This window comes from Desulfovibrio piger ATCC 29098, from assembly GCF_000156375.1.
Classification (GTDB): Bacteria; Desulfobacterota; Desulfovibrionia; order Desulfovibrionales; family Desulfovibrionaceae; genus Desulfovibrio; species Desulfovibrio piger.
On record NZ_DS996359.1, the window covers coordinates 888,900 to 902,244 of the forward strand.

12 protein-coding genes and 2 tRNA genes are annotated in these 13,345 nt (G+C 63.6%); 6 read left to right on the plus strand and 8 right to left on the minus strand.

Going from position 1 to position 13,345, the window contains the following annotated elements; all coding sequences use genetic code 11:
• Positions 1-168: 168 nt before the first annotated feature.
• The 8 genes from DESPIG_RS10425 to DESPIG_RS10460 form a co-directional block, all read right to left on the minus strand.
• The gene (locus DESPIG_RS10425) at positions 169-660 is read right to left on the minus strand and encodes a GlcG/HbpS family heme-binding protein (protein ID WP_006008373.1); all 492 of its coding nucleotides are present in this window, start codon (positions 658-660) and stop codon (positions 169-171) included.
• A gap of 203 nt (positions 661-863) precedes the next feature.
• Entirely contained in the window at positions 864-1,643 is a 780-nt protein-coding gene (locus DESPIG_RS10430) for a sulfite exporter TauE/SafE family protein (RefSeq protein WP_006008374.1), read from the minus strand.
• A gap of 1 nt (position 1,644) precedes the next feature.
• A complete protein-coding gene (locus DESPIG_RS10435; protein WP_006008375.1) occupies positions 1,645-1,992 on the minus strand; it encodes a DMT family protein in 348 nt (115 codons plus the stop codon).
• 61 nt (positions 1,993-2,053) lie between these two features.
• Positions 2,054-2,129: transfer RNA gene (locus DESPIG_RS10440), tRNA-Thr, on the minus strand.
• 64 nt (positions 2,130-2,193) lie between these two features.
• A tRNA-Thr gene (locus DESPIG_RS10445) sits at positions 2,194-2,269 on the minus strand.
• A gap of 690 nt (positions 2,270-2,959) precedes the next feature.
• Positions 2,960-3,508: a ribosome biogenesis factor YjgA gene (yjgA, locus tag DESPIG_RS10450; RefSeq protein WP_040369825.1), complete on the minus strand. Its 549-nt coding sequence runs from the start codon at positions 3,506-3,508 to the stop codon at positions 2,960-2,962.
• Position 3,509: 1 nt separating this feature from the next.
• Positions 3,510-4,334, minus strand: coding sequence for a 4-hydroxybenzoate octaprenyltransferase (locus DESPIG_RS10455; RefSeq protein WP_006008381.1), 825 nt, complete (start codon positions 4,332-4,334; stop codon positions 3,510-3,512).
• 111 nt (positions 4,335-4,445) lie between these two features.
• Positions 4,446-5,228: a MogA/MoaB family molybdenum cofactor biosynthesis protein gene (locus DESPIG_RS10460; protein ID WP_147589021.1), complete on the minus strand. Its 783-nt coding sequence runs from the start codon at positions 5,226-5,228 to the stop codon at positions 4,446-4,448.
• A gap of 125 nt (positions 5,229-5,353) precedes the next feature.
• On the opposite strand from DESPIG_RS10460, the gene queF reads away from it, so the two are divergent.
• The 6 genes from queF (at position 5,354) to rplC (ending at position 13,334) form a co-directional block, all read left to right on the plus strand.
• Positions 5,354-5,857: a preQ(1) synthase gene (gene queF / locus DESPIG_RS10465; RefSeq protein ID WP_006008387.1), complete on the plus strand. Its 504-nt coding sequence runs from the start codon at positions 5,354-5,356 to the stop codon at positions 5,855-5,857.
• Positions 5,858-5,971: 114 nt separating this feature from the next.
• A complete protein-coding gene (gene murJ / locus DESPIG_RS10470) occupies positions 5,972-7,636 on the plus strand; it encodes a murein biosynthesis integral membrane protein MurJ (protein ID WP_040369826.1) in 1,665 nt (554 codons plus the stop codon).
• Complete coding sequence (locus DESPIG_RS10475; RefSeq protein WP_006008389.1) at positions 7,633-8,637, plus strand: hypothetical protein; 1,005 nt, start codon at positions 7,633-7,635, stop codon at positions 8,635-8,637. Before murJ ends, DESPIG_RS10475 begins: the two co-directional genes overlap by 4 nt.
• 1,218 nt (positions 8,638-9,855) lie before the next feature.
• Positions 9,856-11,277, plus strand: coding sequence for a signal recognition particle-docking protein FtsY (gene ftsY, locus DESPIG_RS10485; RefSeq protein WP_187119499.1), 1,422 nt, complete (start codon positions 9,856-9,858; stop codon positions 11,275-11,277).
• A 1,097-nt stretch (positions 11,278-12,374) separates the two neighbouring features.
• Positions 12,375-12,692, plus strand: a complete 318-nt coding sequence (rpsJ, locus tag DESPIG_RS10490; protein WP_006008400.1) for a 30S ribosomal protein S10 — start codon at positions 12,375-12,377, stop codon at positions 12,690-12,692.
• Positions 12,693-12,704: 12 nt separating this feature from the next.
• Positions 12,705-13,334 carry a 50S ribosomal protein L3 gene (gene rplC / locus DESPIG_RS10495; protein WP_006008402.1) on the plus strand — a complete coding sequence of 210 codons (630 nt, stop codon included), beginning with the start codon at positions 12,705-12,707 and terminating at the stop codon, positions 13,332-13,334.
• The last annotated feature ends 11 nt before the right edge of the window (positions 13,335-13,345 follow it).

Below are 13,345 nucleotides of genomic sequence, written 5' to 3' on the forward strand. Positions count from 1 at the left end.
GTATCGGAGAGGCTTGCTCCTGAAGGTACTGGCGCTCATTGTCTTGCCTATGGCATAAGCAGGGATGCGGAGGGGCCCTTGCGTATCTGCCGGTCCCCTCCAGCCCGCATACTAAAAAAGGCCCTGCGGTGTACGTTCCGCAGGGCCTTTGCCGTTACAGGGAAAAAGCTACTTGAGGGCAGCGGCACCGGCCTTGGCCACGTTGGTGTCTTCGGCCACGGTACCACCGCTGACGCCGATGGCGCCCACGATGACGTTGTCGCGGATCAGCAGCTCACCGCCGCCAAAGATCACCAGGCCGCCGTTGGTGGCTTCGATGCCGAACAGTTCCTGACCGGGCTGGGAAGCGGCGCCCAGCGTGGAGGTGGGCATGTTGAAGTAACGGGCCGTGACGGCCTTCTTGGTGGAGACGTCGATGCTGCCGATGAAGGCGCCGTCCTGACGCACGAAGGCCTTCAGGTTGCCGCCCGCATCCACGATGGCGATATTCATGGGCACGCCCTGGGCTTTGGCTTTGACCAGAGCCGCATCGAGCACCTTCTGGGCTTCGGCCAGGGTCAGGTCGCCGGGGAGCTGGGTCGCGGGGGCCTTGGTCTTGGCCTGGGCCAGACCGGCGCAGAGAACGAGAGCCAGAACAAGAGGAACGATACGCTTCAGCATACAGGACTCCTTTTGCCCGCAAGGGCGTTTTTCTCCTGCTCTAGCACTGTGGCGGGGCATGGGCAAGCAATAAATATTTTTTTCACATGATGGTTGTGCAATCAATCATCATACCCTGAGGCATGCGGGGCTTTCTCCGTTCGGCTCCCGTAACAAAAAAGCCGGCAGCGTATGGCTGCCGGCTTGGTAGCAGGGAGGGAGGATCAGGCTCCGATGAGGTAGGGCGAAATGAAGAAGCGCCAGATCAGGGTGGCCAGCAGCAGGGAGAGCGAGACCCAGAGGAAGCGGCGCACGGCTTCGGTGCCGACCTTGATGGCCAGACGGCTGCCCAGCCAGTTGCCCGCGATGTTGGCGGCCATCATGGGCAGACCGACGCTCCAGATGACGGCGCCGTTCCAGATGAACAGGATCATGGCGCCGAGGTTGGAGGCAAAGTTCATGACCTTGGACGTGGCCGAGGCTTCGATGAGGCTGATGCGCAGGACCCAGTGCAGGGCCAGGATCAGGAAGCTGCCGGTGCCGGGGCCGAAAAAGCCGTCATAGATGCCCACGATGAGGAAGCAGAGCGGCGCCAGGATCCAGTAGCGGCGACCGGAGGTGAGCGGCGGCTTTTTTTGCTCCTTCTTGGGCATGAGGGTGGCCAGCATGGCGAAGGGCAGCAGGAGCACCAGCACCTTGCCCAGCAGGTCGGGCGAGATATAGAGGGCCAGCTCGGTGCCGATACCTGCCCCTACCAGTGAAAAGCCCACGCCCAGCAGGGCCAGCCGCCAGAGGATGAGGTTGCTGCGGGCAAAATTGAGCATGGCCACGCCGGTGCCCAGGCAGCAGCCCACCTTGTTGGTGCCCAGGGCCAGCTGGGGCGGCAGGCCGGAAAGCAGCAGAGCGGGGATAGTGATGAGGCCGCCGCCGCCCGCGATGGAATCGATGAAGCCCGCCACGAAGGCGGCGCAGGTACAGAAAAGGATGATAGCCGTGCTGACCATGCTACCATTCCTTGAAAATGACGTAGGCGGCCAGCACGATGAGGGCGAACCCCAGGATATGGTTCCAGCGCAGGGTCTCGTGCAGATAGAAGACGGAGAAGAGCGAGAAGACCGTCAGGGAGATGACCTCCTGGATGGTCTTCAGCTCCGCCGCGTTGAAGTAGCCGTAACCGATGCGGTTGGCCGGGACCTGCAGCACGTACTCGAAAAAGGCGATGCACCAGCTGATGAAGATGACCATGGGCAGGGCCATGCTCTTGTGCTTCAGGTGACCGTACCAGGCGAAGGTCATGAAGACATTGGAGAGCACCAGCAGGCCGACTGTGGCGACCGGGACGGGGATCTGCATGACAGGCTCCTTGGAGCAGATAAAGAAAAAACGCCTATGTTTCCACAGGCGTTGAAATTTCTGGAGCCCTTGACCAGGATTGAACTGGTGACCTCATCCTTACCAAGGATGCACTCTACCGACTGAGCTACAAGGGCGGTCCTATATGTCCGGGTTTCCCCAAAAAAACGCCTATGTTTCCACAGGCGTTGTGTTGTTTGCTGGAGCCCTTGACCAGGATTGAACTGGTGACCTCATCCTTACCAAGGATGCACTCTACCGACTGAGCTACAAGGGCGTGCTCAACGAAGAAGACTTCTACGGAAAAACTCCTCCGGGGTCAAGCAATTTTTTCATTTTTTGCCGATAAAAAATTATTTGTAGATAATGCACTGAAATATATTAACTAGTTTCTAGATATTTGGGCGCATTCGTGGAGCGATGCTCCCTGAAACGGCAGCCCCCGATACGAAAAGGGCATTGATGGGCCTATCCGGCAGCCGGCATGGCAAGCGATGACGTGCAGGTGGCAGGGGCGGTTTATCTGCCCGGGCCATCCACAGGGGATGCCGGAATATCCTCCTTACCGCTACGCTTTCCATGGCCCCTCCGCCATGCGGGCATGGGATGCGTACCGGCATAGAACTGGTATGTGGAGGCCAGGCAAACAATGGGGATCGGCGCCCCGTAAGCCAGCCCGGCAAGGCGTGTGTCGTGCAGGCGGAGGGCAAGGTGGCAGGACCTGCGTGAGTTCCAGCATCAATAAAGAATGAAAGCCAAATCGGGCAAGGGCAGAGCGGCAAGGATGGGAGAAGGGAGCAAGCTGACTGCCCACAGAGGGAGCGGAGACAGTCCGGCGGCCCGCAGCCCGCAGCTTCAGGCCAGGCGCACGGAGAGGGATAAAAGTTTTAGGGGGGATGGGGGTGCAGGGGGAAGGGAGAGCCTTTTCCAAAAGGGGCCCCTTCCCCCTGCCAAAAAGCGGGGTTTCCTAGCGTTGTTCCAGCAGACGCATGATGCCCCGGAAGAGGGCGCGACGGGCATGGGGCGGGCGCCGGTCGTCTTCCTTGCGGGCTTCGGCCAGCAGCTTTTCCAGCTCCGGGCGTCCCGCGGCTTCGGCATCGGGCCAGGGGAAGGCGGCCAGAAGATCCTCCACGTCCGCCTCGGCAGCGGAGAGCAGCTTTTCCCGCCACTGTTCGGCCAGATGCAGACGGGCGGCGTCGGCCTGCTGCCCGTTCTTGCGGGCCTCGATGGCTTCGGCCAGCGGCCCGGCGTCTACCTCGCGCATGAGGCGGCCTATGAACTGGAGCTGGCGGCGCTTGCCTTCGCGGTTGCTGATGCGGGCATACAGGCGCAGGGCCTCCAGCAGGTCGGGCGTCAGGGGCAGCCTGTCCAGTTCGTTGACGGGCAGTTTGGTCAGTTCAGCGCCCAGATCCTGCAGGGCAGTGCTCTGGCGCTTCTTGGCCGAGCGGCTGAGCTGTTCGGGGGCTTCCTGACCGTTGGTCTCCACATCCCATTGATATTGTTTTTTGCGCGGCATCTTAGAGCACCACTCCCAGGATGACGCCCACCAGCACCAGCGGCGAGATGATGCCGTTGAGGGTGAAGAAGACCATGTTCACGCGGCTGAGATCCTGCGGGCGCATCAGGTGATGCTCCCAGAACAGGATGGCGGACACACCTGCCCAGAGCACATACCAGGGCCAGGCCAGACCGGCGGCGATACCGGTCAGGAACAGGAAGATGGACGTGACGGCATGGGAAAAGCCGGCGATGGCCAGCGCGGTGTCCGGGCCGTAGACAGAGGGCACGGAGCAGAGGCGGAAGGCCACGTCGAAATCATAGTCCTGGAAGGAATAGTAGATGTCGAAGGCGCCCACCCAGAAGGTCACGGCAAAGAAGAGCATGATGGGGCCCATGTCCAGCCCCTCGGGATTCACGGCCAGGGCACCGGCCAGCGGCGCCAGACCAAGGGTGGCCCCCAGCCAGAAGTGGCAGATGGCCGAGAAGCGCTTAGTCAGGCTGTAGACGGCGGCAAAGAGCAGGGCAGGCACCGAGAGGATGAGACAGACCGTGTTGATGGCCGCGCAGGCCAGCACGAAGATGGCCGCCATGACCAGGGAGAAGATCCAGGCCTGGCGCACGCTGATCTCGCCGGTGACCAGATGGCGGTTGGCGGTGCGGGGGTTCTCGCGGTCAAAGGGCAGGTCGAAAATGCGGTTGATGCCCATGGCGAAGGAGCGCACGCCCACCATGGCGATGGTCAGCAGGATGATCTTGTCCCACGGCGGCATGCCGCCGGCGGCCATGACCGAACCGGCCCAGGCATAGGGCAGGGCGAAGATGGAGTGCTCGATGCGGATCATGCGGCAGAAAGAGACGAAGCCGCGGACGGAAAAACGTCCGCACAGCGCCCCCGGCCGGCAGGAAGGCAGGGAAAAACGGGGCAGGGTGAATTTGGGCAGTTTCATCAGGGATTAACCTCCACAGTCGGCGGGATCGCCGTGCAACTTGTCCAGCGCATGGGGCAGGGCGGGCAGGACAGCTTCCAGATTCTCCACGACAGCCTTGCGGCTGCCGGGCAGGTTGATGATGATGCTCTGTCCCAGCACGCCGGCCACCGCACGAGAGATGGCCGCATGGGGCGTTTTGGCCAGGCTGGCCTGCATCATGGCCATGCTGAAGCCGGGCAGGGGATAGTCCAGCACCGCGGACGTGACCTGAGGCGAGACGTCGCGCGGGCCCACGCCGGTACCGCCGCTGGTGCAGATGACGTCATAGCCCTGGTTCAGGGCCAGATCCACCAGCAGGGCACGCAGCTGCACCGCGTCGTCGGGCAGCAGGAAGCCCTGGCTGTGGCACAGGGGCAGGGCATCGCCCACCAGGGCGGCCATGGCCGGGCCGCTGGTATCGTCACGCATGCCCTGGGAGCCCTTGTCCGAAAGGGTCACCCAGGCCAGGGCACGACCCGTGCGCCGCGTCTCTAGGCTGATCTCGCCCACGGGCAGGTCCACCAGGGCGCGGGTCATCAGGCATTGCAGGGCGTGGCCGCCGTCATCGGCGGGCAGCCAGCAGCGGCCCGTGACGCGCAGCAGTTCCACATCGTTCGCATCATACAGGCCGGTGCCCACAGGGATGAAGGGGCACTGGCGCACCAGCGGGGAAGCCAGACGATGGCTGGGCATCCCTGCGACCCGGGCCACGGACAGGGGCATGAGGCCCCCTGCGGAACAGGCTCGCAAGGCAACAGAAAGTTTCATGCATCCTCCACAAACTGCCGGGACGGCAGATAACGGCCGCTATTGTAGCGGCAAGCACAATAAGTTACAAGGACGGCAGCCGTGGCCCGTTCCCGGTGCCCGGCAAGATCAGAAAAGGAGTTTTCATGTCCACCACCCGCAGCCAGGACCAGACGCAGCACCTTCATGTGCTGGGGACCGGCAAGATGCCCGAATTGCAGGGCGGCCCCAGCACGGCGCTGCTGGAATCCTTCCCCAACCGTTACCCCCAGCGTCCGTACGTCATCAGCATCGCCTTTCCCGAGTTCACGTCCCTGTGCCCGGTGACGGGACAGCCGGACATGGGCACCATCACCGTGGAGTACATCCCGGACCAGCTGTGCGTGGAATCCAAGAGCTTCAAGCTGTACATGTTCGCCTTCCGCAACCACCAGTCCTTCATGGAGACCATCACCAACACGGTGCTGGAAGACCTGTGGACCGTGCTCGAACCCTGCTGGTGCCGCGTCAAGGGCCTGTTCGTGCCCCGCGGCGGTACGCGCATCCATGTCTTTGCCGAGCAGTTCAAGGACATGCCCGAGGAAAAGGATGCCGCCGTCCGGGCCGCTGTCCAGGCCTGGCGTACGGAAAGCGATCCGCACAGACCGTAACGCAGTTGTCTCCGGCAGGAGCTTTTTTTCCTGCCGGAGGCGTTTTTCGATCTGCCGCTCGCCCGGTCCCGGTCCCAGCCGGTACCGGGACGTCTTTTTATTAAGGATATGCCCATGAGCATTTCGCATGGCGATGCTTCCCGTCCTTCCGGCGGAGCCCGCATGGCCCGCACGGCAGGGATGCTGGCCTTGTTCACCCTGCTTTCCCGCCTGCTGGGACTGGTGCGCGACATGGGCATGGCCTGGCTGGTGGGCTGCGGGCCGGTGGCCGATGCCCTGGTGGCGGCCCTGCGCCTGCCGCATCTGCTGCGCCGTCTGCTGGGCGAAGGCTCCCTGTCCATGACGCTCACGGCCTGGCTGGTGCGGCACGATGTCGCGCATGGCCGGGAGGATCTGCTGCCCGCTCTGGCCTCCGGCCTGTTCCGGCGCCTCGTGCTGGTGCTGGGCGGCCTTGTCCTGCTGGGCATGCTGGCGGCGCCGCACCTGCTGGCCTTTCTGGCGCCCGCGCTTTCCCCTGAGGCCCTGGCGGAGGGCGGCAGCCTGCTCCGCCTCTGCCTGCCCTATGTTTTGCTGGCAGGGATGGCGGCCCTGGGCATGGCGGTGCTGCATTGCCGCGAAGTCTTCTGGCTGCCCGCGCTTTCGCCCGTCATCTTCAACGTGGTGGTCATCAGCGTCATGCTGGCGGGCTGGCTGGCGGGAGGCACAGAGGCTGTTCCGGCGGCACTGGCCGCGGGCATGAGCGCCGGGGGACTGGCCCAGTGGCTGGCCCAGTGGGGCTATGCCCGCCACGCTTTCCCGGTGTCCGCCATGAAGCGTCCGGCCGCCGCACCCTCGGGCCGCGAGCTGTGGGGCTGTCTGGGGCGCCTGCCCCTGGGCTTGCTGGGTGCGGCCGCACCCCAGCTGGTGATGCTGGCGGCCATGGGACTGGCGGTGGGCAGCCAGATCGCGGGCCTGTACTATGCCGAACGCCTGCTGGAGCTGCCTCTGGGCCTGATCGGGACCTGCCTGGGCATGGCCAGCCTGCCGCGTTTGAGCCGTCTGGCCGGAGAAAAAGATTTTGCCGCCTTCCAGCGGGACATGGCCCTGGCCCTGCGCTGGGCCACGCTCTTGTCCCTGCCTGCGGCGGCGGGCCTGTGGGCCGTGGGCCCCTGCCTCGTGGACGTGCTGCTGCACCACGGGGAATTCGATGCCGCGGGGGTGCGGCAGGTGACCCTGGCCCTTTGGGCGTATTTGCCCTGCCTGCCCGCCTGCGCGGTGAGCCGCTGCCTGCTGGCGGGCTGCAATGCCTTGGGCGACGTCCGTCTGACGGCCTTGTCCTCGCTGCTTGCCGTTGTTTTTACGCTTGCAGGCGGGGCGTGGCTGTTACATAGTATGGCAAGGGACATATATTTTTGTTTGCCGGCTGCGGCGGCCAGCGCGGCCCTGTGGGGACAGACCTTCTGGCTCTGGCGGGGGCTGCGTCGACATTTGCGGCCTTTGTTGCCCGCGCCGGCGCTGCTGGACGGCAGGGCCTGCCTGCGGCATATGCTGGCCGCAGGGGCGGCGGGCGCAGGGGCCCTGGCGGTCCTGCGCCTGTGCGGCATGGCCTGCCCGCTGCAGGAGCTGTTGTCCGTCGTGCCGGTCCTGTTGCCCGGGGTGCCCGCAGTGGTGGCGCTGGTCTTGTCCGTAGGGGCCGGATGTTGTGCCTGGGGAGGTGTCCTCGTCCTGCTCGGGGATGCCGATATGCGCATGCTGGCACATAAGCTGCGCACAAAATTGCAAGGAGATTCCCGCTCGTGAAGCGGTCAGTTCTTATTTTCCTGACCAGATACCGCCGCTGGGTGGCCCTGGCCTGCTGGCTTTTGGCCGTATTGCTCTTTCTGGCGCAGGCAGCGTGGAATATCGTGGCTGAGCGCGAGGCCGCACAGAACCGTCTGCAGAACGAGGCAGGCCGTGTGGCCAGCCGTTTCACCCATCTGCTGGGACTGCACGGGGAACTCACCGCCGTTTCCACGGACGCCCTGGTCACGGGGCTCATGGAAGACCAGCGCCTGTACGCCGTGACCGTACAGGTGGGGGACAGCCTTTTTTCCGGCCAGCGCCGCAATGAACACTGGGAGGCCGTGCCCTGGGACGGCGAGATCACGGAGAACACCGTGCAGGGCATGAGCCCGCTGCGCAGGGAAGGGCAGCCCGTGGGCACGGTGGAGGTCTATCTTGCCCGCCGTCTGGTGCAGGAAGGTTCGGACAAGGTCATGCAGCGCGAGACCTGGCGTTTCCTCATCAACACCCTGCTGCTCAGTGTTTTTCTGGCGGCGTTGTACTGGCACTGGGGCGATCTGAGGCGCCTGCATTCCCTGGGGCTGCAACTTTTGCGCAAACAGGGCGATCCGGAGCCGGAAAAAGCCGAGGACCGGAAATGGCGGCCCGCCTCCGGTGAGGATGTCGCCGCCCCTGAGGATGCCCTGCCGGTGGATGCCATCCGGGGCAGGCATTTCCAGCAGGGGAACCCCGCAAGCTGGCATATGACCGCGGCCCTGTTCCGCCAGACCTTTGCCCATGCGCCCATGCTCATGATGCGTTTGTATGCGGAGGATGAGCTGGAGGGGCTGTGCCATCTGGGGCGGATGCTGCTTGCCGCAGCGCCCTGTCTGGGAGCTGTCCGCCTTGAAGATAGCGCCCGCGAGATGCTCAGTGCGCTGGAGGATCCCGGCTGTGAGGAGCGTGCGCTGGCCGTGGAGACGTGTGCGGCTGATCTTGAAGAAGTTTTGCAGGCCCTGAGCGGGGCCGCAGTGAAATAAGGAGAGACTATGGGCTTTTTTTCCGCAGTAAAAAAGTTTTTTGGTGGGGGTACCGAGGAAGCCAAAGAAACGCAGGCCGCAGCAGTCGAGAAGGAAGCGGCCGTAACTTCCGTGGCCCCGGAGGCGCCTGCCGCTGACACCGAAAGCGGCGCAGCCGAACCGGAAAGCACGCCGGAAGCGGCGACCGTCCCGGCGGCTGAAGAAGCCGCTGCCCCTGCTGAAGACGTCCCTGCGGACGAGGCCCCGGAAGCCGCGCCTGAGGCTGACGAGCCTGCGGAGGAAGAGGCCGGCGCTGAACGTGGCGGACCTGCTGCCGAGGCTGCGGAAGAGAGCGACGGCACCGAAGCCGTCGTGATGGATGCGGTGCCTGCCGACCAGCCTGCGGCGTCTGAAGCTCCGGCGGAAGCCGGGAGCGTGGTGGAAGAGGCGCCCGTGGCGGAAGCCGAGGCCCCGGCAGCTCAGGACGAGCCCTCCGTGGAGCCTGAGAGCGAAGCGGCTGCCGAAGCAGAAGAAGTCCCGGCTGCTGCTGCGGAAGATGAGATCCCTTCGGACGAGGTGGCCGCGACGGAAGCGGCTGCCGAGCCTGTGGCGCCGGAAGAAACTGCCGGTGATACCGCTGTGGAAGCGGATTCTCCCGAACAGGATGACGTCAGCGTGGACACGGCTGCGGGCGTGGAAGACGAAGCCGCCGAAGCCTGCGAAGAGCCGGCCGAGGACGAGGCCGCTCCCGCGGACGCCAAGGAAGACATCCTTTCCGGGAAGGAAGAGACCCAGCTTGAAACGGAAGCTGTGGCTGCCGAGGTCGAGACCGTTGCGGAAGCTGCCCGGGAAGCGGAAGAAGGACCGCTGTCCGAGGAAGCGGCGGAGACCGGCGTTGCCGATACGGCTGATGCTGCTGGTGACGAGACGGCCGCCGTCGCCTCTGCCGGATCTGATGACGCTGTGGTGGAAGAAACTGCCGAAACCGGAACGGATGCCGTGGAAGAGGCCCGTGACGACGCCCGCGAAGAAGCGGAAGAAAAGCCCGAAGCGGCGGCGCCCCGTCGCAGCTGGTGGCAGCGCATCTTCGGCAGTGACGAAGATACGGCCCGGCCGGAAGCTGCGGCCCAGCCTGCTGATACCGAGGAAGCTCCCTCTGCCGAAGAGCGGGAGACTGCCGAAGAAGATCGTGCCGACGCCGTCGAAGTCGTTGAAGCCGACGCTGCGCATGCCGAAGACATGGACGCTGCCGGCGAAAGCGTGACGCAGGAACCTTTGACCGAAGAGGAAGAAGGTACGGAGAGCGCCGCTGCCGCCACGCCGGAACAGGACGAGCCCGTCGCCGAGGCCGTGACCGATGCGGCCCTTGCCGCCACTGCCGCTGCCGCGGCGACTGCCACGGCCGAACGTCCCACCGCGCCCGCATTGGAGACCTGCGGTCTGGATCCGGCTCTGGCCCAGTCCATGATCCTGCGCCTGCGCGAAGCCGAGCCGCGCCTTTCCGTCTGGCTGGGCATCGTGCTGGAAGGAGTGGAAGAAGCCGGGGACGAGCTCTGGAAGCGTCTGCGCTTCCTGCTGCGCTCGCTGGATGCGCCCGCTGCCGAAGTGGATGCCTTCGTGGATGACTTCCGTGGCTGGCTGGAGCGCATGGAATACGTGCAGCTGGACGAATTCCGCTCCGAGTTGCAGTACCGTCTGACCCTGGCCCTGGATATGGAGGACGAGGAAGACGAGCGCAGCCGTCTGTTCCTCAAGATCAGCGAAGGTCTGAGCCGCACCCGCGAGCAGTTCTCCCGCCGTCTGGACAGCCTGTTCAGCAGCCACGGCGAACTCAATGAAAGTTTCTGGGAAGAGCTGGAAGAGCTCTTCATCATGGCCGACCTGGGCTACGAGCCTTCGCTGGAACTGGTGGAGCGCCTGCGTGAGCGGGCCCGCAAGGAGAACGTGACCCGCGTGGAAGACGTGCGCGGCCTGCTCATGGCCGAAGTGGACGAGATCTTCCGTCTGCCGCGCCGCATCAGCGCCGTGAATCCGCCCGAAGTGGTGCTCTTCATCGGCGTCAACGGCGTGGGCAAGACCACCACCATCGCCAAGCTGGCCCATCGTGCCCGCATGCAGGGCAAAAAGGTCATGATCGCCGCGGCCGACACCTTCCGTGCGGCGGCCATCGAGCAGCTGCAGGTCTGGGCCGAGCGCGTGGGCGCGCTTTTCCATGCCCGCCCCGCCGGTTCCGATCCGGCCTCCGTGGCCTACGAAGCCATGGACCGCGCCCTGGCCGAAAAGGTGGACATCCTCTTCGTGGATACCGCCGGTCGTCTGCAGACCAAGGTCAATCTTATGGAAGAGCTGACCAAGATCCGTCAGGTGCTGGGCAAGAAGCATGAAGGCGCGCCGCACCGCTGCATCCTGGTCATCGACGCCACCACCGGCCAGAACGCCCTTTCGCAGGCCAAGCTCTTCAAGGAGGCCGCCGGTGTGGATGAGCTCATCCTCACCAAGCTGGATGGTACGGCCAAGGGCGGTGTGGCCATCGCCGTGGCCATGCAGGAAAAGCTGCCCATCACCTATGTGGGCCTGGGCGAAAAGCTCGAAGACCTGCGGCCCTTCAACGGCGCCGACTACGCCCGCGCCCTGCTGGGCGACCTGGACCAGGGCAAATAAGCTTACGTCATCATAGGACAGATGAGGGGGGCTTTCCGTGAGGGAAGTCCCCCTCTCGCATTCTTGTCGCCAAACAGGATGGTGCATCTCTGGCGGTCGTACTCCGGCGGATCGCGGCCACGACATCCGACGTGCGGAGGGACTGCCCGTGGCAGGGGCAAAACATCCCCATGCTGTTTGCTCCCGCACAGACTGTTTTTGCTTGGGGAAGTTCTTCTGTTCGCACTGGAGGGGGCAGGGCAGAGCACGTGTCAGTCCTTGCAGGGGAGGGGACTTGGCGAGCGGGCCGGTCCGGCAGACCGGGGAGGGCCGTCTGGAAATTTTTTTGCGCGGAAGGCATGCCGGTAGCCGAAGAGGGATGTCTGCGCGGCTCCGGTACTTCTCTAATTTTTTTCGTACGGCATGTGAAAAAAAGCCCAGTCGGGTCGATGTGAAAACATATTTTATGACACCCGGCTTCCTGGCTCGGACGGGCAGGGGCTTTTGCCTCTCAAAGCGGGAAAATCAGCAATAGCGCGAAAAAAAATCCTTCCCGCAGTGAAAAAAACTTGACGCGTCGTCCCATTCCCGATAGAAGGAACCTCGCCTTGAGCAACAAGGCTGTTCCCTGGACGGCAGGGAAGGGCAGATTGAGTCTGTCCTGATGCACCCAAAGCGGTCGCTCCGCGGCGGGTTTTGACATGTGCAGGCGTTACCAGATGCCGAGACAATGTCGAGCCGTTCCAGCCCACACAGCGGATCCCACCTGGCGATCAGGTGACCCCGGGCTGTAAAGGTAAGGGGGGATGTTCCCCCATTTGGTGACCCTGCGGGACCACCCTCGTCACTGCTTCAGTCAGTGACAGGCCTGGGCTACGCCGGGAAGCATCACACGGATGATGCAGGCACGCTCAGGCGTCCGTACCTTCCGATATATCTGATTCCTTCAGATTCTGTGATGTGCGCTGCTTCAAGCGCTTCTCTTCCCCAAGTTGTTGCCCAGTCTCCCCAACGGGTGAGGCCGACCTTCGGGCCCGTGGTTTTTGGCCCGCGCAAAGCTGTTAAGAAACCTGCGCCGAACCCAACCGGCCAGGATTTTTCAAACGGAGTAGGCAACAATGACGACAGTTAGCAGTGATCGCATTCGGATCAAGCTCAAAGCCTACGATTACCGCATCCTGGACAAGGCTGTTGCGGAAATCGTGGATACGGCGCGCAATACCGGTGCCGGTGTGGCCGGGCCCATCCCGCTGCCCACCAATATTCATAAGTACACCATTCAGCGTTCCGTGCATGTGGACAAGAAGTCCCGTGAGCAGTTCGAAATGCGCATCCACAAGCGGCTTATGGACATCCTTGAACCCACGCAGCAGACCGTTGACGCCCTCGGCAAGCTTTCCCTGCCCGCTGGCGTGGACGTTGAAATCAAGCTCTAGTGAGAGGCAGTCATGGCTGAGAAAATGGGAATTTTGGGTCGTAAACTTGGTATGACCCGCATTTTTGCCGGTGACGGCGCCGCTGTGCCCGTCACGGTGATTCAGGCCGGGCCCTGCCCCGTCACCCAGGTGAAGACCGTTGAAACCGACGGTTACAACGCTCTGCAGATCGCGCTGACCGAAGACAAGGAAAAGCACGTCAGCAAGGCCATGAAGGGCCACTTCGCCAAGGCCGGCACCGGCCTGTACCGCGAACTGCGTGAAATCCGCCTGGAAAACGCCCCTGAAATGGAACCCGGTCAGGAACTGACCGTGGAAATGTTTGCTACCGGCGACGTGGTCAAAGTGACCGCCAAGAGCATCGGTAAGGGCTACCAGGGCCGCATGCGCCGTTGGAACTTCGCCGGTTCCAAGGATACGCACGGTTGCGAAAAAGTGCACCGTAACAACGGCTCCATCGGTAACAACACCTTCCCCGGCCACGTGTTCAAGGGCCGCAAGATGGCTGGCCATTGGGGCAACGAAACCGTGACGGAAATGGGCCTTGTGATCGTTGACGTTCGTCCCGCCGACAACGTCATCCTGGTCAAGGGTTCCGTGCCCGGCCCCAAGAACGGGCTGGTGCTGATCCGCAAGCAGTAGAGGAAGCACAA